Here is a 25271-nt window from a genome sequence, read left to right on the forward strand (position 1 = left end):
GGCCCTTTCCGCGCCGTGAGTCGCAGGTGCCGGCCTCGGCCTCCTCGTCGCCGAGTGCGCGGCCGTCCGCCGAGGTGCCGGTCGGCGTGCCGGTGGTGCGCGGGTGGATCAGGACGCGGGCGGCGGTCCCGCCGGAGGCGTGTCCCCGGGCGGGGTGCCCTGAGCGCCTCCCTCGTGCTCCTTGTGCGCGAGGCGGTCCATGGCGCCCTTGGCCTTGCCCGTACCCGTCTGGATCCGGTCGCTGTACTTGCCCTTGGTCTTCTCGTCGACGGTCTTCGCCACCTTGTCGAGGCCGCGGTCGATCTTGTCGCCGTGCTGCTGCGCGAGGTCGGAGACCTTGCCCTTCGCCGGTTCCAGCTTGGCCTTCAAGTTGTCCAGCAGACCCATGGTTCGCCTTCCCTCACGGGGCGGTCAGGTGCGGGCGCCCTTGTCGGCCTCGTTGTCGACGGCCTCCCCCGTGGACTGCTGCCTGGGGATGCCGACGCTCTCGGAGTCGGCGGCCTCCCTGGTGCCCGCCACCGCAGGAGCCGTCTCCTCGGCGCCGGCCGGTCCGTCCGTCCCGGCCGCGCTCTCGTCCGCCGCGTTCTCGGGGACCGGTGTCCCGGCCCGCGACTCGGCGGCCGACGCTTCCTCGGCGGTCGTCGACCTCCGGAAAAGCCGTGCAAAAACGCCCATATCAACTCCATACGTTACTCGTGCGGGCGACATCCCGCGGCCTCCGGTGCGTCCGTTCGCGCAGCGCGGTCGCGGCCCCGGGCGTCAGGGGCGAGGACCCCGCAACGGGCAACGAGCCCCCGTCCCGCACCGTCACGTAACTCGTTCGAGAGCAGGGTGCGAGGTTTGGGAGACTGGGGCGGTGAGCAGCGCACCCCCCGCACCCCGCGTCATCGCCGTCGTCGGTCCCACCGCGGCCGGAAAGTCCGATCTGGGCGTATTCCTGGCCCAGCGGCTCGGCGGCGAGGTCGTCAACGCCGACTCCATGCAGCTGTACCGAGGGATGGACGTCGGTACCGCCAAGCTGACGCCCGAGGAGCGCGGCGGCGTCCCGCACCACCTGCTCGACATCTGGGACGTGACCGTCACGGCGTCGGTCGCCGAGTACCAGCGCCTCGCCCGGGAGCGGATCGACGCGCTGCTCGCCGCGGGACGCTGGCCGGTCCTCGTCGGCGGCTCTGGGCTCTACGTCCGCGGCGCCGTCGACAACCTGGAGTTCCCCGGCACCGACCCCGAGGTCAGGACCCGGCTGGAGGAGGAGCTCGCGCTGCGCGGCTCGGGGGCACTGCACGCGCGACTGGCCGCCGCCGACCCCGGGGCCGCGCGCGCGATCCTGCCGAGCAACGGACGCCGGATCGTGCGGGCCCTGGAGGTGATCGAGATCACCGGCAGGCCGTTCACCGCCAACCTCCCCGGACACGACTCGGTCTACGACACCGTGCAGATCGGCGTCGACGTGGCCCGTCCCGAACTGGACGAGCGCATCGCGCGCCGCGTCGACCGGATGTGGGAGGCCGGTCTGGTGGACGAGGTGCGCGCGCTGGAGGCGCGGGGACTGCGCGAGGGGCGTACGGCCTCGCGCGCGCTGGGCTATCAGCAGGTGCTCGCGGCGCTCGCCGGTGAGTGCACGCTGGACGAGGCACGGAGCGAGACCGTCCGTGCCACCAAGCGCTTCGCGCGCCGTCAGGATTCGTGGTTCAGGCGCGATCCGCGGGTGCACTGGCTGAGCGGGACTGTGGCGGATCGCACGGAACTTCCGCGGCTGGCGCTGTCGTTGGTCGAACGACCGGTTACAGCCTGATCACGTGATGGCATCGGGACGCCCCGGCCGTCATCGCGGCCTCCGGCGCCGTGCCATCATCGAGCTTCGATCGACCGAGTGAGTCCAAGTTGGGAGGGCGCGTGGCGATGGAGGCCGGCCCTCGCGACACCGCACCGAGCACCGAGCACGGCACCGCCGGCCCCGGCGAGACGGAGCCCGACGGAGCCCGTCTGAGCCCGGACGGTCCCGACGACGCGCCGGACGGCGTGGCGGACGACGGCCCCGCGCCCGACGAGATGTACGGGGACGAGGTCGAGGTGGAGCTGCGTCCGCAGCGGCGCCTGCGGATCTGGCAGCTCGCCCCCATCGTGTGCCTTGCCTCGCTCGGCTCCCTGATGTTCGCCTTCCCGCTCGCCTTCGACTTCGGCGACAGCGGGGCCGTGATCGCGATGCTGGGGCTGCTGATCTGCTCCTGCGCGGCCGGCTGGGGCATGATGGCCGCCCGCCGGGTCGGCTACACCTGGCCGGGCCTGCCGCAGCGCGGTTCGGCACGCCGTGCCGACTGGCGGGTGATCGTCGCCTACGCCGTCGCCGTCGCCGCCGTCGTCGTCCTGGCCGTGTGGCGGGTGGCCCGCCTGCGCGGCTGACACCACCGCCCAGCACGACCGGCCTGCCGAGGCCCTGCGCACCGGTGCGGGCGGACGCCCTGTCCCAGGGACCGGAAGCGCTCGTCGTCGGGGCACCGCCACGCCGTACGATCGAGGAATGAGCACGCGGATCGCCTTCCTCAAGGGTCACGGCACCGAGAACGACTTCGTGATCGTCCCGGACCCGGAGAACGCCCTCGACCTGCCGCCCGCCGCCGTCGCCGCCCTGTGCGACCGCCGCGCGGGCATCGGCGGCGACGGACTGCTGCACGTGGTGCGGTCCGCGGCGCACCCCGAGGCCAAGGACATGGCGGCCGAGGCGGAGTGGTTCATGGACTACCGCAACGGCGACGGCTCGGTCGCCGAGATGTGCGGCAACGGCGTGCGGGTCTTCGCGCGCTACCTCCAGCACGCCGGCCACGTCACCGCGGGCGACCTCGCCGTCGCCACCCGAGGGGGTGTGAAGCGGGTCCACCTCGCCAAGAACGGCGACGTCACCGTCGGTATGGGCCGGGCACTGCTTCCCGAGGGCGACGTCGAGGTGAGCGTCGGCGAGCGCAGCTGGCCCGCGCGGAACGTGAACATGGGCAATCCGCACGCCGTGGCCTTCGTCACCGACCTGGACCACGCGGGCAACCTGTACGACCCGCCGCCGTTCCGGCCGGCCGAGGCCTATCCGGACGGGGTGAACGTGGAGTTCGTGGCCGACCGGGGTACCCGCCACGTGGCGATGCGTGTGCACGAGCGCGGCTCCGGGGAGACGCGCTCGTGCGGCACCGGCGCGTGCGCCGTCGCCGTCGCCACCGCCCGCAGGGACGGCGCCGACCCGGCGGTCACCGGCACCCCGGTGACGTACACCGTCGACGTCCCCGGCGGCACCCTGGTGATCACCGAGAGGCCCGACGGCGAGATCGAGATGACCGGTCCCGCGGTCATCGTGGCCGCGGGCGAGATCGACGCCTCATGGCTGGAGGGGGTCCTGAACTGAACCACAGCCCGGTCCATGACACTCAGTGCGAAAACGTAAACTCTCGGGCCTTCGCTCGAATGGGTGATCCGTTTCACGCTCGGCGAGAGGCGGTCAGCGGCACGTGATGGGCTCGATAGCATCAAGCACCGGCCCGGACGGGGGATCGATGCCATCCCCTGAGCCGTGTCCGCCCTGGGGCACCCCGTCCGCCGGTCCGTGCAGCCGGAGGTGCCCATGAATGCGGAGGCCGTGAATCCCGCGAGCTCAGGCCCGGTGACGCCGCCGGCCACCGGTGCCGCCACCCCGGCGGCGCCCCGCAGGAAGGCCCGGCCCCGGATCGACCTGCGCCGGCTGGGCCGTGCCGCGCTCCTCGGGCCGGCCGCGCGCGACCGGCTGCCCGACGCCATCAGCCACGTCGTGGAGGCCCACCGCGCCCACCATCCCGACGCCGACCTCGACCCCCTGCGCCGCGCCTATCTGCTGGCCGAGTCCTCGCACCGCGGTCAGATGCGCAAGAGCGGCGAGCCGTACATCACCCACCCGCTCGCCGTCACCCTGATCCTCGCCGAGCTCGGCGCGGAGACCACGACCCTGACCGCGTCCCTCCTCCACGACACCGTCGAGGACACGGACGTGACGCTGGATCAGGTCGGCGACCAGTTCGGCGCCGAGGTCCGCTATCTCGTCGACGGCGTCACCAAGCTGGAGAAGGTCGACTACGGCGCCGCCGCCGAGCCCGAGACCTTCCGCAAGATGCTCGTCGCCACCGGCAACGACGTCCGCGTGATGTCGATCAAACTCGCGGACCGCCTGCACAACATGCGCACCCTCGGCGTCATGCGCCAGGAGAAACAGGAGCGCATCGCCAAGGTCACCCGGGACGTCCTCATCCCGCTCGCCGAGCGGCTCGGCGTCCAGGCGCTCAAGTCCGAGCTCGAGGACCTCGTCTTCGCGGTGCTGCACCCCGAGGAGCACGCCCACACCCGCGAGCTGATCGCCGAGAACGCGGCCCGCGCGGACGACCCGCTCGCCACCGTCGCCGACGAGGTGCGCAAGGTGCTGCGCGACGCCGGCATCACCGCCGAGGTCCTCATCCGCCCCCGGCACTTCGTCTCCGTGCACCGCGTCTCCCGTAAACGCGGCCCGCTCTCCGGCGCCGACTTCGGCCGCCTGCTGGTCCTCGTCCAGGAGGACGCCGACTGTTACGCCGTCCTCGGCGAACTGCACACCTGTATGACGCCCGTCGTCTCGGAGTTCAAGGACTTCATCGCCGTACCCAAGTTCAACCTGTACCAGTCGCTGCACACGGCCGTCGCCCGCGCTCAGGACGGACAGGTGATCGAGGTCCTGATCCGCACCCATCAGATGCACAAGGTCGCCGAGGCCGGCGTCGTCGCACTCGGCAACCCGTACGCCACACCGGCCGAGGAACAGGGCGCGGGCGACGGCGAGCGCGCCGACCCCACCCGGCCCGGCTGGCTCTCCCGGCTGCTCGACTGGCAGCGGGGCGCACCCGACCCCGACACCTTCTGGTCCACCCTGCGCGAGGACCTGGCGCAGGACCGCGAGATCACCGTCTTCCGCCCCGACGGCGGCACCCTCGGACTGCCCGACGGCGCGACCTGCGTGGACGCCGCCTACGCCCAGTACGGCGAGGACGCGCACGCCGCCATGGGCGCCTATGTCAACGGCCGCCTGGCGACGATGAGCACGGTGCTCCGGGACGGCGACACCGTGCAGCTCCTGATGGGGCAGGACCCCGCCTCCGAGCCCTCCCGGGAGTGGCTGGAGCACGCCCACACCCCCGCGGCCCGGATCGCCATCCAGCGCCGGCTCGCGGCCCGCCCGGCGCCGGCGCCGGCGGACGCCGAGGACGTGCCCCGCGAGCGGCCCGCCGCGCCCGCCCGGGAGCCGGACGCGCCCGCCCCGCGTCCGGCGTCCGGCGGACCGGCCGCCCGTCCCGAGCCCGCCGACGTGCTCGTGGACCGGCCCGGCGCGACCGTACGGCTGGCCCGCTGCTGCACACCCGTACCGCCCGACGAGATCACCGGCTTCGCCGTGCGCGGGGGAGTGGTCACCGTGCACCGCGCCGAGTGCGCCGTGGTGGCGCGCATGAAGAGCGGGGGGCGCCCGGAGGTCGGCGTGCGCTGGGGCGAGACCAGCGAGTGCCGGGTCACCCTGCTCGCCGAATCGTTCGGCCGCCCGCATCTGCTCGCCGACCTCACCGAGGCCATGGCCCTCGAAGGGGCCGAGATCATCTCCGCCACCGTCGAGCCCCCCGACCGGCAGCGGGTCCGGCACTCCTACACCGTGCTGCTCCCCGACGCCGCCAGGCTGCCCGCCCTGATGCGCGCCATGCGTGACGTGGCCGGTGTCTACGACGTGAGCAGGGCGCAGCCGCAGCCGACCGGCGCCTGAGCCCGGGCAGCGCCGGCAGCGCACCCGTACGGTGCCGGTGCGGGGTTCTGTCCATTCGGGTGCTCCGGGCGCGCGCCGTCGCCGCGGCGCCCGTGCGCGCTGATAGCCGTGAGGGATGCTGCACACCCCTCACCCCCCGGCCTCCCGCCCTCGCACGCGCTCCCGCCGCCGGCTCAGGGCCACGGCGCTGCTCGCCTCGGCCGTCTCCGTCTGCCTGGTCTCCGCGAGCGCCCCGCCGGCCCCCCTGGGCGTCGGCGACCGGCTCTTCCCGCACCTGGGCAACCCCGGCTACGACGTGGCCGCGTACGACCTGTCCTTCACCTACTCCGGGAACAACGGCAAGCCGCTGAAGGCCGTCACCACCATCGACGCCCGGACGACGGCCGGTCTCGACCGGATCAACCTCGACTTCGCCCACGGAAAGGTCGACTCGGTCGAGGTCGACGGCGAGCCCGCCCCCTTCGTCACCGCGGGGGAGGACCTCGTCGTCACGCCCGAGAAGCCGCTCGGCGAGGGCGAGCGGACGCGGATCACCGTGCGGCACAGCAGCGATCCCGTCTACCCGGAGGAGCGCCAGGGCGGCTGGGTGCGCACCGCCGACGGGCTCGCCATGGCCAACCAGGCCGACGTCGCCCACCTGGTGTTCCCCTGCAACGACCACCCCTCCGACAAGGCGCGCTTCACCATCCGGGTCACCGCCCCCGACGGGCTCACCGCGGTCGCGAACGGACTGCCCGCCGCCGTCGACCGGGCCGGCGGGGCGACGACGTGGACGTACCGGACCGCCCACCCCATGGCGACCGAACTGGCCCAGGTCTCCATCGGCCGCTCCACCGTGCTGCACCGCACCGGCCCCCACGGGCTCCCCGTCCGCGACGTCGTGCCGACGCAGCACCGCGCCGCACTGGAACCGTGGCTGAAGAAGACCCCCGGCCAGATCGCCTGGATGGAGAGCAAGGCCGGGCGCTATCCCTTCGAGACCTACGGCGTGCTCATGGCCGACGCCACCACCGGTTTCGAACTCGAGACGCAGACACTGTCCCTCTTCGAACGGGAGCTGTTCGGCGACTCCGCCTACCCCCGCTGGTACGTCGAGTCGATCATGGTGCACGAGCTGTCCCACCAGTGGTTCGGCGACAGCGTCAGCCCGCACTCCTGGTCCGACCTCTGGCTCAACGAAGGCCACGCCACCTGGTACGAGGCGTTGTACGCCGAGGAGAAGGCGGACCGGCCCCTGGAGGCGAGGATGAAGGCCGCGTACGGCGCGTCCGACCGCTGGCGCGCGGCCGGTGGACCCCCGGCCGCACCGAAGCCGCCCGAGAAGGGCGCCAAGACCGGCATCTTCCGCGCCAACGTGTACGACGGCGCCGCCCTCGTGCTCTACGCCCTGCGCCAGGAGATCGGCACCCCGGCCTTCGAGCGCCTCGAACGCGAGTGGGTCGCCCGGCACCGGGACAGCACGGCGACGACCGCGGACTTCGTGCGCCTCGCCTCCGAGGTCGCGGGCCGTGACCTGAGCGGCTTCCTCCAGGGCTGGCTGTACGGCGAGAAGACCCCGCCGATGCCCGGCCACCCCGACTGGAAGCCGGCGACGGCCGACAAGGCACCCCCGGCCCCCACCGACAAGGCCCGCGGCGAATAAGCCGGTGACGAGACGGCCCGTGCCGTGCGACCATCTTCGGGACGGCGCGGTACGGGCCGCGGGAATCTCCCCGGCGGCTCGCGCGTTGTACACAGTGCCGCGGCAGCACGGCCGCGCGACACGTTCCCAGCTACGTAAGGATCCAATGACCTCCTCTTCTTCCCCCCAGGACACCAAGCGTCTCGCGCAGACCTACCCCGAGGGCCTTCGGGCCGATGCCCTGATGGAAGAGGACGTCGCCTGGAGCCACGAGATCGACTCGGAATGGGACGGCGAGCAGTTCGACCGCTCCGACCGCGCGGCTCTGCGCCGGGTGGCGGGCCTGTCCACCGAGCTCGAGGACGTCACCGAGGTCGAGTACCGCCAGCTCCGCCTGGAGCGGGTCGTCCTCGTCGGCGTCTGGACCACGGGCACCGTGCAGGACGCCGAGAACTCCCTCGCGGAGCTCGCCGCCCTCGCGGAGACCGCGGGCGCACTCGTGCTCGACGGCGTGATCCAGCGCCGCGACAAGCCCGACGCGGCCACCTACATCGGCTCCGGCAAGGCCCAGGAGCTGCGGGACGTCGTCATCGAGACGGGCGCCGACACCGTCATCTGCGACGGTGAGCTGAGCCCCGGCCAGCTGATCCACCTCGAGGACGTCGTCAAGGTCAAGGTCATCGACCGCACCGCCCTCATCCTGGACATCTTCGCTCAGCACGCCAAGTCCCGAGAGGGCAAGGCGCAGGTCGCGCTCGCGCAGATGCAGTACATGCTGCCGCGGCTGCGCGGCTGGGGTCAGTCGCTGTCCCGGCAGATGGGCGGCGGCAAGGGCGGCGGCCTCGCCACCCGTGGTCCCGGTGAGACCAAGATCGAGACGGACCGGCGCCGCATCCGCGAGAAGATGGCGAAGATGCGCCGGGAGATCGCGGAGATGAAGACCGGCCGCGAGATCAAGCGCCAGGAGCGCCGGCGCAACAAGGTGCCGTCCGTGGCCATCGCGGGCTACACCAACGCCGGCAAGTCCTCCCTGCTCAACCGCCTCACCGGCGCGGGCGTGCTGGTGGAGAACGCGCTGTTCGCCACCCTCGACCCGACCGTGCGCCGCGCGGAGACCCCGAGCGGGCGGCTGTACACGCTGGCGGACACCGTCGGCTTCGTCCGGCATCTGCCGCACCACCTGGTCGAGGCGTTCCGCTCCACGATGGAGGAGGTCGGCGACGCCGATCTGATCCTGCACGTGGTGGACGGTTCGCACCCGGCCCCGGAGGAGCAGCTGGCCGCCGTGCGCGAGGTGATCAGGGACGTCGGCGCCACCGACGTGCCGGAGATCGTCGTGATCAACAAGGCCGACCTGGCCGACCCGCTCACCCTCCAGCGGCTGATGCGCGTCGAGAAGCGGTCCATCGCCGTCTCGGCCCGCACCGGGCGGAACATCGACCAGCTGCTCGCACTGATCGACAGCGAGCTGCCGCGCCCGTCGGTCGAGATCGAGGCGCTCGTGCCGTACACCCGCGGCAAGCTGGTCGCCCGCGCCCACGACGAGGGCGAGGTGATCTCCGAGGAGCACACCCCGGAGGGCACCCTGATCAAGGTCCGGGTGCACGAGGAGCTGGCGGCGGAGCTCACCCCGTACGCTCCGGCGCCGCTCGCCTGAAGACGGTGACGACCGAGGGCCCGCCCCCTGCCGACGCAGGGGGCGGGCCCTCGGCCCGTGCGGATCGGTGATCGCCCGTGGGGATCACTGACCGCCGTAGGTCCTGCTCATGTTCTGGTACATCGCCTCGGCCTCCGGGCCGAGCTGCGGGCCCGCCAGCCAGGTGTTCTCCAGCGGGCCGATCGACGTGTTCGAGACCAGCTTCGTCTCGCCGTCCACCACCCGGAACCAGCCGCCGCCGGACGAACCGCCGGTCATGGAGCAGCCGATGCGGTACATCGTCGGCAGCGACGGGCTCAGCGACAGCCGGCCGGGCCGGTCGACGCACTTGAACATCTTCAGGCCGTTGTACGGCGGCGCGGCCGGGTAGCCCCAGGCGCCCATGCTGCCGGCCTCGGCCGCGGACGGGGCGGAGAAGTCCACGTCCAGCGCGGCACCCACCGTCTCCTCCAGCGACTTGCTGCCCTGCTCCGGCTTCACGTGCAGCACCGAGTAGTCGTACGCCGCCCCGTCACCGCCGGACTCCGAACCGCCCTGGATCCACTGGTTCGACGTCGACGCCCAGTCGGCCCACCACGTGCCGTACGGCGCCATCTCGACGGAGGTGGCGCCGGACAACTCGGCCTCCGACTTGCCGAGGTCGTTGTACGCCGGCACGAAGGCGATGTTGCGGTACCAGCCGCCGCTGCCGCCCGCGTGCACGCAGTGACCGGCGGTCCACACGAGGTTCGACTTCCCCGGGTGGTTCACGTCGGTGACGACCGTGCCGGAGCAGACCATCGGGCCCTCGGGCGAGTCGAAGAAGACCTTGCCGACCGGGGCGGCGTGCTCGTGGTACGGCCGCTCCTCCGCCTCGGCCCGGACGGGCGCCGGCTCCGGATCGCTGACACCCTGGTCGGCCGCGGCGTCCTTCGTGGTGAGCGTCTTGTCAGCTGCCTTCGCGGACTTCATCCGGTCCGGCTTCCACAGGCCCTCTATCACCGGGTTGACGAAATCCTGGGCCTCACTGAGCCACTTGTCCCTGTCCCAGTCCTTCCAGCCGCCGTCCTTCCAGTCGTCGACGTCGATGCCGTGCTCCTTGAGCCGGTCCGCGAGGCCGGCCGGAACCTCGAGCGTGCCGTCGTCGCCGGCGCCGGCCGCCTGGGACGTGCTGCCGCTCGGCCTGGCGTCGGCCTCGTCGTCGCCGGCACCGCCGCAGGCGGTCGCGGTGAGCGCCAGGGCGGCGACCAGCCCGGCGGCGAGTGCGGTGCGCCGCCGCCCACGCCGTGGCGCGACGGACACAAGTGTGGAACGCATGGTGAGAAGACCCCCGTCGGATCGACGAACCTCATGGAAACGCGCGGTGGGGTGCCGGCGTGCGCCGGGCGCACCCCACCGCGCTGTGTGCTCAGCGCCCGGTCACTGACCGGAGAACTTGCCGCTGACCGCGTCGTACACGCCCTTGGCCTCCTCGCCCAGCCGCGGACCGGCCAGCCAGCCGGCCGTCACCGGGCCGATCGAGGTGTTGGACACCAGCGCCGGCTTGCCGTCGGGGCCCGCGGCGACCCAGCCGCCGCCCGAGGAACCGCCGGTCATGGAGCAGCCGATGCGGTACATCGTCGGGTCGGTGGCGTTCAGCGACAGCCGGCCCGGCTTGTCGGCGCACTGGAAGAGCTTCTGTCCGTCGTACGGCGGCGCGGCCGGGTAGCCGGTCGCGGTGATGCTCTCCACCTGCGGCACGGCGGGCGCCTTGAAGTCCACAGGCAGCGCCGAACCGACCGTCTCCTCGAGCGACTTGGCGTCGCTCCCCTTCTCCGGCGTCACATGGATGACCGCGAAGTCGTACGGTGCGCCGTCGCCGCCCGTGGCACCGCCCTGCTCGATCCACTGGTCCGAGGTCTGCGCCCAGTCACCCCACCACACGCCGTAGGGAGCGACCTCCTCCTTCGTCGCGTCCTCCAGCTGGGCGGTCGACCTGCCGGAGTCGTTGTACGACGGCACGAAGGCGATGTTGCGGTACCAGCCGCCCTTCTTGCCCGCGTGCACGCAGTGGCCGGCCGTCCACACCATGTTGGACTTGCCGGGGTGCGCCGGGTCCTGCACGACCGTCGCCGAGCAGACCATGGTGCCCTCGGGGGAGTCGAAGAACACCTTGCCCGCCGTCGCGGCGTTCTCGTGGTACGCGGGCGGCACGGCCTCGGCCTGGACAGGCGCCGGCTCCGGGTCGGTGACGCCCTGGTCACCGGAGAGGTCGCTGTCGTCGACCTCCTTGCCGGGCTCCTCGGCGTCCCGCATGCGGTCCGGGTCCCACAGGCCCTCGATGACCGGGTTGACGTAGTCCTGCGCCTCGCGCAGCCAGTCGTCCTTGTCCCAGTTCTTCCAGGCGCCCTTCTTCCACTCGTCGATGTCGATCCCGTGTTCCTTGAGCTTGTCCTTGATGTGGTCCGGGATCTTGATCTCGCCGTTGCCGCCGTCCGCCGTGGTCGCGGAGGCCGACGCGTCACCGCCCGCCTCGGCGTCGCCTCCCTCGCAGGCGGTGGCGGTGAGCACGAGCGCGGAGACGAGTGCCACGGCGGCCGGCAGGGAGGAGGTTCTGCGCCGCCCGCCCCTGTGCCCGCGCATGGTGAACGACGGCCGTATGGATCGCATGGTGTTGACTCCCCCTGCTGTGAACGAGTGGTGCCGCGGCCGAGCTTCTCGCCTGACCCGGGTCGGGTCCGCGAGGTCCGCACGGCGTCCTGGAACGGCACCACACACTATGCGGTCGCTGTGGGGGAGTTCCGACGGAACGGCAACGGTTACGTCACGGCAAGGATCTTGAGGCAACCCGTAACCCGGCCGTCGGCCGGGGGTTGGTAGGGGTGGGGCCTGCTGTCCGACGCGGTCCCCGTGCCGAGGGCGGCGACTTGGGCGACACGTGACGCGACTCGCCTCTGGACAGCGGGAGGACAGGGAGCCGTGGCGGAAACCGCGTACGCGAAGCGGCAGGGGGCGCGCGAGTCCGCGGCCCGTACCTATGCGCGCGCCCTGCCGGTCGTGCCGGTCCGGGCCCGCGGTCTCACCATCGAGGGCGCGGACGGCCGGCGTTACCTGGACTGTGTCTCGGGCACCGGGACGCTCGCCCTGGGGCACAACCACCCGGTGGTGCTGGAGGCGATCCGCAAGGTGCTCGACTCGGGCGCCCCCTTGCAGGTCATGAACCTCACCACGCCCGTGGAGGACGCCTTCGTCACCGAGTTGCTGCAGACCCTGCCGCCCGGCCTGGCCGACCACGCGCGCGTGCGGTTCTGCGGACCGGCCGGCACGGACGCGGTCGCCGCCGCCGTCGGACTCGTCCGCGCCGCCACCGGACGCGACCGGGTGCTCACCTTCACCGACGCCCACCACGGCACCACGACCGACGAGTTGACGGCACCGGACGGTGCCGGCGGCGGCACACGGCTGGTGCGTCCGCCGTGCCCGCGGGAGGACCGCCGACCCGACGGCGCCGAACCGGGCGCGCACCGCGCCGAGTCCGTGCTCGACGACCCCTGGGCGGAACAGGCGCCGCCCGCCGGGGTGATGCTCCGGCCGGTGCTCGGCGAAGACCGGGTGGTGCCCGCCCCCGACGCCTGGATGCGGCACATGCGGCGGACCACGGCCGAGCGGGCCGTACCGCTGATCGCCGACGAGTCCGAGACGGGAGTCGGACGGACGGGGGCCTTCTGGGCCGTGGAGCACAGCGGGATCACCCCCGACGTCCTCGTCCTCTCCAAGGCGATCGGCGGCAGCCTGCCGCTGGCCGCCGTCGTCCACCACGACGACCTGTGTGTACGGGACTCCGGTGAGGGCGCCTTCCGCGGCAACCAACTCGCCCTGGCCGCGGGCGCGGCGACCCTCGCCCACGTCCGCGCCCACCGGCTCGCCGAGCACGCCGCCGCCCTGGGCGCGCGCATGCTGACCCGGCTGCGGAGCCTGGCCGGGGAGTATCCCCGCGTCGGCGCGGTGCGCGGACGGGGGCTGATGATCGGGGTCGAGCTGGTGGCGGCGGACGCCGGGCACGGCGCCCCTTCCCCCGAGACCGCCGCCGCCGTTCAGCGGGAGTGCCTGCGCCGCGGCCTCATCGTGGACCGCGCCGACCCGTCCGCGAGCGTCGTACGGCTGCTGCCGCCGCTGACCATCACGGATGAACAGGCGACGGCGGTGCTGGACCGGCTGGCCGACGCGGTCCGAGCGGTGACGGCGGCCCCGCCGCCCCGCATCCGTCATGCCCCGTCCCCCACCGCGGGTGCTCCGCGCTGAGCCCCGCACGCCCCCGACGCCGCGCGACACGGCACGTCGTCCCAGCACGTCATCGAGGACTCGCGTTGCACACCACCCCCACACCCGCAGCCACCACCCCCTGCATCCCCGGGCCCCTGGTCCACATGGACCCGGACGCGCCCGACCCGCACCCCACCGCCCAGGCCGCCGCCGTGGAGAACCTGCTGCGCTGCTGGACCCGCGAGGCCGGACTGCCGGAGCCGGACGACGGCCTTCTGCGCGTGCCGCTGCCGGCCAGCGGCACCGCCCTCGTCGTCCCCGTCCGCTACTGGTCCCCGACCGGACTGCACCGCTTCGGCCCCGCGCGCCTGGCCGGCGCCCCCGTCGGCGCACCGCCGGCGGACGCGGTGACCGTCGCCGCGCTCCTCGCGAGAGAGACGGCCGGGAAGGCGAGCACCCACGGCACCGACCTCGTCGCCCGGGTGGCCGACTCCGTGCGCCGAACCGCCCTCTTCCTCCGGGACCGCAGGGAACGCCGCGGCGACGGCCCGGACCTCTTCCTCGCCGCCGAACAGGCCCTCCTCCTCGGGCACCCCCTCCACCCCACCCCGAAGAGCCGTCAGGGGCTGACCGACGCCGAGACCCCGCCGTACTCACCCGAACTGCGCGGCTCCTTCCCGTTGCACTGGCTGGCCGTCGCACCCTCCGTGCTCGCCACCGACTCGGCCTGGACCGAGCGCGGACGCCCCGTCCCCGCCGCCCGGCTCACCGCACGCCTCGCCGGAACCGGCCTGGCCCTCCCCGAGGGCTACGCGGCCCTGCCCCTGCACCCCTGGCAGTTCCGCGAGGTCCGGCACCGGCCCGGGACGCGGGCCCTGCTGGACGCGGGCCTGCTGCACGACCTCGGCCCGCACGGCGACCGCTGGCACCCCACCTCCTCCGTGCGGACCGTCCACCGCAGCGGTGCGCCGGCCATGCTCAAGCTGTCCCTCGCGCTGCACATCACCAACTCCCGCCGGGAGAACCTCCGCAAGGAACTCCACCGCGGCGTCGAGGTCCACCGTCTGCTGCGCTCCGGTCTCGCCCGGCGGTGGCGGGCCGCGCACCCGGACTTCGACATCGTCCGCGACCCGGCCTGGATCGCCGTCGACGCCCCTGACGGCACGCCCGTGCGGGGGCTCGACGCCGTCATCCGGCACAACCCGTTCCGTCCCGCGGACGACGTCTCCTGCGTGGCCGCACTAGTCGCGCCCGGACCGCCCCGGCCGGCCGACGGGGCGCTCGGGAGCGGCCCCGTGGCGGACTCTCGGCTCGGCGGGATCCTCACGCGTATCGCCGCGCGCACCGGCCGGCCGCGCGGCGCGGTCGCCGCCGAGTGGTTCCTGCGGTACCTGGAGCACGTCGTCCGTCCCGTGCTGTGGCTGGACGGGGAGGCCGGTATCGCCCTGGAGGCCCACCAGCAGAACACGCTGATCCTGCTGGACGCCGACGGATGGCCCGCCGGCGGCCGCTACCGCGACAACCAGGGCTACTACTTCCGAGAGTCCCGCCGCGCGGAACTCGACGCCAGGCTTCCCGGCATCGGCGTCCGCAGCGACACGTTCGTCTGCGACGAGGTCACCGACGAGCGCTTCGCCTACTACCTCGCCGTCAACAACGTGTTCGGCCTCGTCGGGGCCCTCGGCTCCCAGGGCCTCGCCGACGAGCGGCTGCTGCTCGCCGCCCTCCGCCGCTTCCTCGGCCGGCTCGCCTCGGGCCCGGCCCCGCTGCGCAGCGCGCTGCCCGCCCGGCTGCTCGACTCGCCCGTGCTGCGCTGCAAGGCCAACCTGCTGACCCGGCTGCACGGCCTCGACGAACTCGTCGGCCCGGTCGACACCCAGTCCGTCTACGTCACGATCACCAACCCCCTGCACTCCTGAACACCCGACCGATCACCCGACGACACCCGACCGATCACCCGATGCCCACGCCCGACCCGACCTTCCGCAAGGAGCGACACCGTGGCTTCCACCGACGCGCGCCCAGACGCAGGCACCGACCCGGAACCCGGCACGGACACGGACACGGACGAGGAAGACACCCTGGACCTGGAACTGCCCGAGGAGTTCGTCACCCTCTTCCGGGAACGGCCGGCCGCCCCGGTGCCTGACGCCTCGGGCAGCGACGACCTGCTCGACCACGTCGCCGACTGGGGCCCGACCGCCACCCCCGAGGGCCTGTTCCAGCTGGTGCCCGTCCGCCTCGACCAGGACGCGGCGCTCATCTGCCGCTGGATGAACGACCCCGCCGTCGCCGCGTTCTGGGAGCTGACCGGGCCGCAGAGCGTCACCGAGGACCACCTGCGGGCCCAGCTCGCCGGCGACGGGCGCAGCGTCCCGTGCCTCGGCCTGCTGGAGGGGACGCCGATGAGCTACTGGGAGATCTACCGCGCCGACCTCGACCCCCTGGCCCGCCACTGCCCCGTCCGGCCGCACGACACCGGCCTCCACCTCCTCATCGGCGACGCCGCGGACCGTGGGCGGGGCCTCGGCACGACGCTGATCAGGGCGGTGGCCGGCCTGGTCCTCACCCGCCGGGCCCGCTGCACCCGCGTCCTCGCCGAACCGGACGTGCGCAACACGCCGTCCGTCGCGGCCTTCCTCGGTGCCGGATTCCACGCCGTCGCCGAGATCGACCTGCCCGGCAAGCGAGCAGCCCTCCTGGTGCGGGAGCGGGGCGCGGGAGAGCCGGCGTAGACCTTGCCCACCCGTCCCGCCTGCCGAGGAGCCCGACCGTGCCCCCGCCGTTCCCGCGCCGCCTTCCGTCCCTGCTCACCGCCGCCGTGACCCGTTTGTCAGTCCCGGGCCGTAGGGTGGTCGCGCTATGACGAAGCCCTCACTCCCCGAACTCCTGCACGCCGCCGTCGCCGCCGTCGGCGGTACGGAGCGTCCCGGCCAGGTGGCCATGGCCGAAGCGGTCGCGGAAGCGATCGACGACGGCTCCCATCTGCTGGTCCAGGCCGGCACCGGCACCGGCAAGTCGCTCGGCTATCTGGTTCCCGCGCTGGCGCACGGGGAGCGCGTCGTCGTGGCCACCGCGACGCTGGCCCTGCAGCGCCAGCTCGTGGAGCGGGACCTGCCGCGCACGGTCGACGCCCTGCACCCCCAGCTGCGCCGCCGCCCGGAGTTCGCGATGCTGAAGGGCCGGTCGAACTACCTGTGCCTGCACCGCCTCCACGAGGGCGTCCCACAGGACGAGGAAGAGGGCCTGTTCGACCAGTTCGAGGCCGCCGCCCCCACCAGCAAGCTGGGCCAGGACCTGCTGCGGATGCGGGACTGGGCGGACGAGACGGAGACGGGCGACCGCGACGACCTCACGCCCGGCGTCTCCGACCGGGCCTGGGCGCAGGTGTCGGTGTCCTCGCGGGAGTGCCTGGGCGCCTCGAAGTGTGCCTACGGCGCGGAGTGCTTCGCCGAGATGGCCCGCGAGCGCGCCAAGCTCTCCGAGGTCGTCGTCACCAACCACGCGCTGCTCGCCATCGACGCCATCGAGGGCGCGCCGGTGCTGCCGCAGCACGAGGTGCTGATCGTCGACGAGGCGCACGAGCTGGTCTCCCGGGTCACCGGCGTGGCCACCGGCGAGCTCACCCCCGGCCAGGTCAACCGAGCGGTGCGGCGGGCCGCGAAGCTCGTCAACGAGAAAGCCGCCGACCAGCTCCAGACGGCCGCGGAGGGCTTCGAGCGGCTGATGGAGCTGGCGCTGCCGGGCCGGCTGGAGGAGATCCCGGAGGACCTCGGCTACGCCCTGATGGCACTGCGGGACGCCTGCCGCACGGTCATCTCCGCGATCGGCACCACGCGGGACAAGTCCGTGCAGGACGAGGACGCCGTCCGCAAGCAGGCCCTGGCCTCGGTGGAGTCCGTCCACGACGTGGCGGAGCGCATCACCAACGGCTCCGAGTGGGACGTCGTCTGGTACGAGCGCCACGACCGCTTCGGTGCCTCGCTCCGCGTCGCTCCCATGTCCGTCTCGGGCTTGCTGCGCGAGAAGCTCTTCACCGACCGCTCGGTCGTGCTGACCTCGGCCACCCTGAAGCTGGGCGGCGACTTCAACGGCGTGGGCGCCTCCCTCGGCCTCGCCCCCGAGGGCACCCAGGGCGAGGACGTGCCCCAGTGGAAGGGCGTCGACGTCGGCTCGCCCTTCGACTACCGCAAGCAGGGCATCCTGTACGTCGCCAAGCACCTGGCCCGGCCCGCACGGGACGGCGACCGCGGCGACATGCTCGACGAGCTGACGGACCTGATCCAGGCGGCCGGCGGCCGCACGCTGGGCCTGTTCTCCTCGATGCGGGCGGCCCAGCTGGCCGCGGAGGAGCTGCGCTCCCGTATCCCCGAGTACCCGATCCTCCTCCAGGGCGAGGAGACCCTAGGCGAGCTGATCAAGAACTTCGCCGCCGATCCGCGGACCTGTCTGTTCGGCACGCTGTCCCTGTGGCAAGGCGTGGACGTCCCGGGCCCCAGCTGCCAGCTGGTCGTCATGGACAAGATCCCGTTCCCGCGCCCCGACGACCCGCTGATGAGCGCCCGCCAGAAGGCGGTCGAGGAGGCCGGCGGCAACGGTTTCATGGCGGTCGCCGCCACCCATGCCGCGCTGCTCATGGCGCAGGGCGCCGGCCGTCTCGTCCGGGCGTCGGGCGACCGCGGTGTCGTCGCCGTACTGGACCAGCGGCTGGCCACGGCCCGATACGGAAGCTATCTGAAGGCGTCGCTGCCCGACTTCTGGTTCACCACGGACCGTAACCAGGTGCGCAAGTCGCTGGCCGCCATCGACGCGGCGGCGCGGCAGACGGAAGGCGGCTGAGGAAGCCCGGACAGCGCAGGACCCCGGAACCGGCGCAGAGGTCCCGGGGCCCGGTCGGGGCGGCGGGTCGCTGTCGTGCAGGACCCGCGCAGCGTGGCGCTCAGACGCGGCGCAGTACGGCCACCACCTTGCCGAGGATGGTCGCGTCGTCACCGGGGATGGGCTCGTACGCCGCGTTGTGCGGGAGGAGCCAGACGTGGCCGTCCTCGCGCTTGAAGCGCTTGACGGTGGCCTCGCCGTCGAGCATCGCGGCGACGATGTCGCCGTTCTCGGCGACCGGCTGGCGGCGGACCGTGACCCAGTCGCCGTCGCAGATGGCGGCCTCGATCATCGAGTCGCCGACGACCTTCAGCACGAACAGCTCGCCGTCACCGACCAGCTGGCGGGGCAGGGGGAAGACGTCCTCCACGGACTCCTCGGCGAGGATCGGGCCACCGGCCGCGATCCGCCCGACCAGTGGCACGTACGACGCGGCGGGCTTGCCTGCAGTGTCCGTGGGCTGCACGGAGGCGGCCTGGTCGGAGCCGCGCACCTCGTACGCGCGCGGGCGGTGCGGGTCGCGGCGCAGGAAGCCCTTGCGCTCGAGCGCCATCAGCTGGTGTGCGACGGAGGAGGTGCTGGAAAGGCCGACGGCCTGGCCGATCTCCCGCATCGACGGCGGGTAGCCGCGGCGCTGCACCGAGTCCCTGATGACCTCGATCACCCTGCGCTGGCGATCGGTCAGTCCGGAACTGTCCGCCCGGATGCCGGGAGGTCGGCCCGGCAAGGAGCGCTTGGGCCCCTCGGCAAGCGTGGCGTCGCTCATCGCATGCACCGGCTCAGGTCGGCCCTGGGGGCGGTCCTGGGCAGTGATCGCGGCACTGTCGGCGGTGGTGGTCACGTCGGCCCCTCTCGATGGTCTCCCTGCAGCACAACGGTAGTGGCTTTCGAAAGGTTGCGCCAAACACACGTTCGAGTGAAAAAACGCGAATCGACCGCCCGGAGAAGGAAACTGGGTGTATAGCTGTCGCGATGCCCAGCGGACAAATGGGCTCATTGCTGTACTGTTCACCGCCGGGCGGCGACCTCGCCGGCTGCCGCTCCAGTCTGCCATCAGGCGTCCTGTTCGACGGGGGCCGGTGCCCATCTCTGCGGTAGTCCCACGGCCCCTCCCCGCCGCGCCCACCGTATCTCCGCATGCCCCGGGGTCCCACGGGCGCGTCCGTACGCGCCCGTGCGCGCTGGAGGCCCTCGCGGCCCTGTACGCACCGACGCGACACGCGTGCGGGGCGTGAATGTATGAGTCAAGCACCACATCTAGTGGTTGGATTGCGAGAGCAGCCCACAAGTTGTGTCTCCCCGGGTCTTCGAGCCCGCCGCGATCGCCTATGCTGGGGGCTGCTTCGAGGGGCCTGAAGGCCCTCACGAGGCTATTCGAGTCTGCTGTGAGGAGGGTTGGGAGTTCATGCACTGCCCCTTCTGCAGGCACCCCGACAGCCGCGTCGTCGACAGTCGTACGACCGACGACGGCACGTCGATCCGCAGGCGCCGTCAGTGCCCCGACTGCTCTCGCCGCTTCACGACCGTGGAGACGTGCTCGCTCATGGTGGTGAAGCGGTCCGGGGTCACCGAGCCCTTCAGCCGCACCAAGGTCATCAACGGCGTGCGCAAGGCCTGCCAGGGCCGGCCCGTGACCGAGGACGCGCTCGCCCAGCTGGGCCAGCGGGTCGAGGAGGCGGTGCGGGCCACCGGAAGCGCCGAGCTGACCACTCACGACGTGGGGCTGGCGATACTTGGCCCGCTGCAGGAACTCGACCTGGTCGCCTATCTGCGGTTCGCCTCGGTCTACCGGGCGTTCGACTCGCTCGAGGACTTCGAGGCCGCGATCGCGGAGCTGAGGGAGGCGACGGGGCGTCCCGGCGAAGACTGCGACGAGGCCGACGCGGGGAGCCGGGAAGACGATCGCGGGTCCACGGGGACGGCACAGGTCCCCGAGCCCGCAGGCGCCGCCGACTGACCGGCGGGCCGGATCCGGACCCGGCGGTCCGGGCCCGGCCGGGCGGCGGCGAGAGAAAAGACCTGTTGCGGGCGGAGCCAGAGGTGCCCGCAACACCAGACAGAACACCGTGCCACGGGAACAATCGCGGCACTTCAGGGCGTTTTCGCCCGTACAGGGAGGCGGCATGACAGAGACGGCGAGCGGTCCGGCACGGAGCTCCCGCGCCAAGGGCACCAAGGCGGGCAAGGGACTCCGTGTCGAGCGCGTCCACACCACTCCCGGGATCCACCCCTACGACGAGGTGACCTGGGAGCGTCGTGACGTCGTCATGACCAACTGGCGCGACGGCTCGGTCAACTTCGAGCAGCGCGGCGTCGAGTTCCCCGACTTCTGGTCGGTGAACGCGGTCAACATCGTCACCAGCAAGTACTTCCGCGGTGCCGTCGGCACCCCGCAGCGCGAGACCGGCCTCAAGCAGCTGATCGACCGCATCGTGAAGACGTACCGGAAGGCCGGTGAGGACAACAAGTACTTCGCCTCGCCCGCCGACGCCGAGATCTTCGAGCACGAGCTGGCCTACGCCCTCCTGCACCAGATCTTCAGCTTCAACAGCCCGGTCTGGTTCAACGTCGGCACGCCCCAGCCGCAGCAGGTCTCCGCCTGCTTCATCCTGTCCGTCGACGACTCCATGGAGTCGATCCTCGACTGGTACAAGGAAGAGGGCATGATCTTCAAGGGCGGCTCCGGTGCCGGCCTGAACCTCTCCCGGATCCGCTCCTCCAAGGAGCTTCTCTCCTCCGGCGGCAACGCCTCCGGACCGGTCTCCTTCATGCGCGGCGCCGACGCCTCCGCCGGCACCATCAAGTCCGGCGGCGCCACCCGCCGTGCGGCCAAGATGGTCATCCTGGACGTCGACCACCCCGACGTGGAGAACTTCATCGAGACCAAGGTGAAGGAGGAGGAGAAGATCCGCGCCCTGCGCGACGCGGGCTTCGACATGGACCTGGGCGGCGACGACATCACGTCCGTCCAGTACCAGAACGCCAACAACTCGGTCCGCGTGAACGACGAGTTCATGAAGGCCGTCGAGCAGGGCGGCAAGTTCGGACTGCGGGCCCGCATGACCGGCGAGGTCATCGAGGAGATCGAGGCCAAGTCCCTCTTCCGGAAGATGGCCGAGGCCGCCTGGGCCTGCGCCGACCCGGGCATCCAGTACGACGACACCATCAACCACTGGCACACCTGCCCGGAGTCCGGCCGGATCAACGGCTCGAACCCCTGCAGCGAGTACATGCACCTGGACAACACGTCCTGCAACCTGGCCTCGCTGAACCTGATGAAGTTCCTCAACGACGACGGCCTGGGAAACCAGACCTTCGAGACCGAGCGCTTCCAGAAGGTCGTCGAGCTGGTCATCACCGCGATGGACATCTCCATCTGCTTCGCGGACTTCCCGACCCAGAAGATCGGCGAGAACACCCGCGCCTTCCGCCAGCTCGGCATCGGCTACGCCAACCTCGGCGCCCTGCTGATGGCCACCGGCCACGCCTACGACTCCGACGGCGGCCGCGCCCTCGCCGGTGCCATCACCTCCCTGATGACCGGCACGGCCTACCGCCGCTCCGCCGAGCTCGCCGCGGTCGTCGGCCCGTACGACGGCTACGCCCGCAACGCGGACGCCCACCAGCGCGTCATGAAGCAGCACTCCGACGCCAACGGCACCGCCGTGCGCATGGACGACCTGGACACCCCGGTGTGGGCCGCCGCAACCGAGGCCTGGCAGGACGTGCTGCGGCTCGGCGAGAAGAACGGTTTCCGTAACTCGCAGGCCTCCGTGCTCGCCCCGACCGGCACCATCGGTCTGGCCATGTCCTGCGACACCACCGGTGTCGAGCCCGACCTCGCCCTGGTCAAGTTCAAGAAGCTGGTCGGCGGCGGCTCGATGCAGATCGTCAACGGCACCGTGCCGCAGGCACTGCGCCGCCTGGGCTACCAGGAGGAGCAGATCGAGGCGATCGTCGCCCACATCGCCGAGAACGGCAATGTGATCGACGCCCCCGGCCTCAAGACCGAGCACTACGAGGTCTTCGACTGCGCCATGGGCGAGCGCGCCATCTCGCCGATGGGCCACGTCCGGATGATGGCCGCGATCCAGCCCTGGATCTCCGGCGCCATCTCCAAGACGGTCAACATGCCGGAGACGGCGACCGTCGAGGAGGTCGAGGAGATCTACTACGAGGCCTGGAAGCTCGGCGTCAAGGCGCTCGCGATCTACCGGGACAACTGCAAGGTCGGCCAGCCGCTCTCCGCGAAGACCAAGGAGAAGGAGAAGGCCGAGGTCACCGAGAAGGCCGAGGAGACGATCCGCGCCGCGGTCGAGAAGGTCGTCGAGTACCGCCCCGTCCGCAAGCGCCTCCCGAAGGGACGCCCCGGCATCACCACCTCCTTCACCGTCGGTGGCGCCGAGGGCTACATGACCGCCAACTCCTACCCGGACGACGGTCTCGGCGAGGTCTTCCTGAAGATGTCCAAGCAGGGCTCCACCCTCGCGGGCATGATGGACGCCTTCTCCATCGCGGTCTCCGTCGGCCTCCAGTACGGCGTGCCGCTGGAGACGTACGTCTCGAAGTTCACCAACATGCGCTTCGAGCCGGCCGGCATGACGGACGACCCTGACGTGCGGATGGCACAGTCGATCGTCGACTACATCTTCCGCCGCCTGGCGCTGGACTTCCTGCCCTTCGAGACCCGCTCCGCCCTCGGCATCCACTCCGCCGAGGAGCGCCAGCGGCACCTGGAGACCGGTTCGTACGAGCCGTCGGACGACGAGGTCGACGTCGAGGGCCTGGCCCAGTCGGCGCCCCGCGCCCAGGAGCTGAAGGCCGTCGCCACGCCGAAGGCCGAGGCCGAGGTGGCCAAGCCGGCTCCGAAGCAGGCGCACACCAGCGCCGAGCTGGTGGAGATGCAGCTGGGCATCCAGGCCGACGCCCCGCTGTGCTTCTCCTGCGGCACGAAGATGCAGCGGGCCGGTTCCTGCTACATCTGCGAGGGCTGCGGCTCGACCAGCGGCTGCAGCTGAGCGGTAGGACCCCATGAGTGAGGGGCGCGGGCCACGGCCCGCGCCCCTCACTCGTGCCACCGGGGTCAGGGCCTGCGGGCCGCGCCCATCGTGGCGGTGAACGTCGCCGGGTCGCCCTCGAAGCCGTGGACACCGGCGCGGAACTCCCACGCCCCCGTCTCGTCCCGGACGAACTCCGCGACCGTCGCCGCGGTCGCCCCGGGGACACCGGCGAAACCGTCCTCGGCCAGCTCCGTGTACCCCTCCCGGACGCGCAGGCCCGGACGGGCCACGCCGGCGAAGGTCCGCTCCCCGGAGCGCTGCTGGATCACGACGCCCACGACCACGCGCGCGTACCGGGCGTCGAGCCGCTCCAGCTCCAGCATCATGACCTCGTCGTACCCGAAGCCCTTGCCGTCCCGGCTGTCCCGGTTCAGATAGATGGTGCCGTCGGGGGAGCGGCTGTCGAAGTGCACCACGTACGAGGGATCCCCGTACGGATCGTCCGCCGTGTAGGTCCCGGCGACGATGTCCAGGTCGGCGGGTGGCTGTCCCGCCGGGCTCGGGTCCCAACGCAGCGCGACCTCGACCTTGCGGATCCCCTTGCTGAGGCCGTTCACAGACTTCCCCTTCCCCGGTCCTGCTTGCCCCGCCACCCCAACTGCCGAGCGGTGCCGGCCTGTTGTCCATCCTGCCATGTGGCCGCGGGCGGCAGCGGAGGAGCGGTCGGCCGGAGAGTGACCGGTGCCACGTTCCCTGGCCTTACCATGGCGCGGTGCTGGTCAAGTGGATGCGCTGCACCGTGGTGGACCGCCGCGGTTTCGAGCGTGGGCAGCGGAAGTGGGCGGGGCTTCCGGGGGAGCCCGGGTTTCGGGGGCAAGGGGGTGGCTGGAGCCGGGGGCGGCCGGACGTGGCCCACGTCTTCGCCTTCTGGGAGAGCAGGGCCTTCTACGACTCCTTCATGGCTCGCTCGCACGACCGGCTGGCCGCGGCCCAGGCCGGCACCTTCAAGGACGCCCAGGTCAGACTGTTCGACCACCGGTTCGACGTGAAGACCGGGTTCGAGCCCCGTTTCACCGACGCCGACCTGCTGCGGGTGGCGCTCTGCCGTGCCCACGAGGACCGGGCCGAGCACTACGTGCTGATGCAGGAAAAGGTCTGGAACCCCGCGATGGCCGGCTCGCCCGGCATGATCCGCGGGCTGTTCGGCGAGGCACCCGGCCACGAGTACCTCGTGCTGTCGATGTGGCGGTCGGCCGCCGAGCACGGCAAGTACCGTGCCGAGCGGGTGGAGCGGCTCGCCCTGCGCGCCCAGACGGAGGCCGACGTCGCGGCCCTCACCGGGGACATCGTGCAGCTGGAACCCTCCTGGACCGTGTGACCTACGCCGTACGGGGCAGGCGGGAGTCCTCCCTCCCGCGTTCCACGATCTAGGGTTCAGGCATGGCACGACCACGGCGCATCGTTCTTGTCCGGCACGGCGAGTCGACGGGCAACGTCGACGACTCCGTGTACGAGCGCGAACCCGACCACGCGCTCGCCCTGACGGAGCAGGGCTGGGCGGAGGCCGAGGAGACGGGCAAGCTGCTGCGCGAGGTGTTCGGCCGCGAACGGGTGAGCGTGTACGTCTCCCCGTACCGCCGCACGCACGAGACGCTGCGCGCCTTGCATCTCGACCCCGGGCTCATACGGATACGGGAGGAGCCCCGGCTGCGCGAGCAGGACTGGGGGAACTGGCAGGACCGCGACGACGTGCGCCTGCAGAAGGCCTACCGCGACGCCTACGGCCATTTCTTCTACCGTTTCGCGCAGGGCGAGTCCGGCGCCGACGTCTACGACCGGGTCGGCAACTTCCTGGAGAGCCTGTTCCGCAGCTTCGAGGACCCCGATCACCCGCCGAACGTCCTCCTGGTCACCCACGGACTGGCGATGCGCCTGTTCTGCATGCGGTGGTTCCACTGGACGGTCGCGGAGTTCGAGTCGTTGTCCAACCCCGGGAACGGGGAAGTCCGGATGCTCGTTCTGGGCGAGGACGGCAAGTACACGCTGGACCGGCCCTTCGCCCGCTGGCGGGATCCGGAACCGTATGGGATCACGGGATAAGGT

The 25271-nt window shown here is 72.1% G+C and carries 20 protein-coding genes; 14 read left to right on the top strand and 6 right to left on the bottom strand.

What is annotated here, in order from left to right; genetic code table 11:
- Positions 1–108: 108 nt before the first annotated feature.
- A complete protein-coding gene (locus AB0E77_RS31180; protein WP_361577403.1) occupies positions 109–387 on the bottom strand; it encodes an antitoxin in 279 nt (92 codons plus the stop codon).
- Between the two features lie 24 nt (positions 388–411).
- Positions 412–675 (bottom strand): hypothetical protein, encoded by a 264-nt coding sequence (locus AB0E77_RS31185; protein WP_361577406.1) that lies wholly within the window; start codon positions 673–675, stop codon positions 412–414.
- 181 nt (positions 676–856) lie between these two features.
- Here AB0E77_RS31185 and miaA point away from each other — a divergent pair, with 181 nt between their 5' ends.
- The 6 genes from miaA (at position 857) to hflX (ending at position 9069) form a co-directional block, all read left to right on the top strand.
- Positions 857–1795 (top strand): tRNA (adenosine(37)-N6)-dimethylallyltransferase MiaA, encoded by a 939-nt coding sequence (gene miaA / locus AB0E77_RS31190; RefSeq protein WP_361577409.1) that lies wholly within the window; start codon positions 857–859, stop codon positions 1793–1795.
- A 107-nt stretch (positions 1796–1902) separates the two neighbouring features.
- Entirely contained in the window at positions 1903–2403 is a 501-nt protein-coding gene (locus AB0E77_RS31195) for a hypothetical protein (RefSeq protein ID WP_361577492.1), read from the top strand.
- A 118-nt stretch (positions 2404–2521) separates the two neighbouring features.
- Entirely contained in the window at positions 2522–3391 is an 870-nt protein-coding gene (gene dapF, locus AB0E77_RS31200) for a diaminopimelate epimerase (RefSeq protein ID WP_361577412.1), read from the top strand.
- Between the two features lie 216 nt (positions 3392–3607).
- Entirely contained in the window at positions 3608–5791 is a 2184-nt protein-coding gene (locus AB0E77_RS31205) for an HD domain-containing protein (protein ID WP_361577415.1), read from the top strand.
- A gap of 115 nt (positions 5792–5906) precedes the next feature.
- Positions 5907–7433, top strand: coding sequence for a M1 family metallopeptidase (locus AB0E77_RS31210; protein ID WP_361577418.1), 1527 nt, complete (start codon positions 5907–5909; stop codon positions 7431–7433).
- A gap of 145 nt (positions 7434–7578) precedes the next feature.
- Positions 7579–9069: a GTPase HflX gene (gene hflX / locus AB0E77_RS31215; protein ID WP_361577421.1), complete on the top strand. Its 1491-nt coding sequence runs from the start codon at positions 7579–7581 to the stop codon at positions 9067–9069.
- A gap of 84 nt (positions 9070–9153) precedes the next feature.
- Here the strand turns inward: hflX and AB0E77_RS31220 are convergent, their stop codons facing one another.
- Together AB0E77_RS31220 and AB0E77_RS31225 are read right to left on the bottom strand one after the other, a co-directional pair.
- Entirely contained in the window at positions 9154–10365 is a 1212-nt protein-coding gene (locus tag AB0E77_RS31220) for a hypothetical protein (RefSeq protein ID WP_361577424.1), read from the bottom strand.
- A gap of 102 nt (positions 10366–10467) precedes the next feature.
- On the bottom strand, positions 10468–11697 hold the full coding sequence (locus AB0E77_RS31225) for a hypothetical protein (protein ID WP_361577426.1): 1230 nt from the start codon (positions 11695–11697) through the stop codon (positions 10468–10470).
- Positions 11698–12006: 309 nt separating this feature from the next.
- Between AB0E77_RS31225 and AB0E77_RS31230 the strand changes: the two genes are divergently transcribed.
- From AB0E77_RS31230 to AB0E77_RS31245, 4 genes are all read left to right on the top strand, one after another.
- Positions 12007–13329 carry an aminotransferase class III-fold pyridoxal phosphate-dependent enzyme gene (locus AB0E77_RS31230; protein WP_361577429.1) on the top strand — a complete coding sequence of 441 codons (1323 nt, stop codon included), beginning with the start codon at positions 12007–12009 and terminating at the stop codon, positions 13327–13329.
- Between the two features lie 104 nt (positions 13330–13433).
- Entirely contained in the window at positions 13434–15209 is a 1776-nt protein-coding gene (locus AB0E77_RS31235; protein ID WP_361577495.1) for an IucA/IucC family protein, read from the top strand.
- Positions 15210–15290: 81 nt separating this feature from the next.
- A complete protein-coding gene (locus tag AB0E77_RS31240) occupies positions 15291–16025 on the top strand; it encodes a GNAT family N-acetyltransferase (RefSeq protein WP_361577432.1) in 735 nt (244 codons plus the stop codon).
- 127 nt (positions 16026–16152) lie between these two features.
- A complete protein-coding gene (locus AB0E77_RS31245; RefSeq protein ID WP_361577435.1) occupies positions 16153–18129 on the top strand; it encodes an ATP-dependent DNA helicase in 1977 nt (658 codons plus the stop codon).
- A gap of 100 nt (positions 18130–18229) precedes the next feature.
- On the opposite strand, the gene lexA is transcribed toward AB0E77_RS31245, so the two are convergent.
- A complete protein-coding gene (gene lexA, locus AB0E77_RS31250) occupies positions 18230–19009 on the bottom strand; it encodes a transcriptional repressor LexA (RefSeq protein ID WP_361577438.1) in 780 nt (259 codons plus the stop codon).
- 564 nt (positions 19010–19573) lie between these two features.
- On the opposite strand from lexA, the gene nrdR reads away from it, so the two are divergent.
- Entirely contained in the window at positions 19574–20125 is a 552-nt protein-coding gene (gene nrdR, locus AB0E77_RS31255) for a transcriptional regulator NrdR (RefSeq protein WP_361577441.1), read from the top strand.
- Between the two features lie 166 nt (positions 20126–20291).
- Positions 20292–23186: a vitamin B12-dependent ribonucleotide reductase gene (locus AB0E77_RS31260; protein ID WP_361577444.1), complete on the top strand. Its 2895-nt coding sequence runs from the start codon at positions 20292–20294 to the stop codon at positions 23184–23186.
- A gap of 65 nt (positions 23187–23251) precedes the next feature.
- Here the strand turns inward: AB0E77_RS31260 and AB0E77_RS31265 are convergent, their stop codons facing one another.
- Positions 23252–23785: a TerD family protein gene (locus tag AB0E77_RS31265; RefSeq protein WP_361577447.1), complete on the bottom strand. Its 534-nt coding sequence runs from the start codon at positions 23783–23785 to the stop codon at positions 23252–23254.
- Positions 23786–23940: 155 nt separating this feature from the next.
- On the opposite strand from AB0E77_RS31265, the gene AB0E77_RS31270 reads away from it, so the two are divergent.
- The gene (locus AB0E77_RS31270; protein ID WP_361577450.1) at positions 23941–24546 is read left to right on the top strand and encodes a YdbC family protein; all 606 of its coding nucleotides are present in this window, start codon (positions 23941–23943) and stop codon (positions 24544–24546) included.
- Between the two features lie 62 nt (positions 24547–24608).
- Positions 24609–25268, top strand: coding sequence for a histidine phosphatase family protein (locus AB0E77_RS31275; protein WP_361577453.1), 660 nt, complete (start codon positions 24609–24611; stop codon positions 25266–25268).
- Positions 25269–25271 lie beyond the last annotated feature (3 nt).

It is taken from the genome of Streptomyces sp. NPDC032940, assembly GCF_040636935.1.
Taxonomy (GTDB): Bacteria; Actinomycetota; Actinomycetes; order Streptomycetales; family Streptomycetaceae; genus Streptomyces.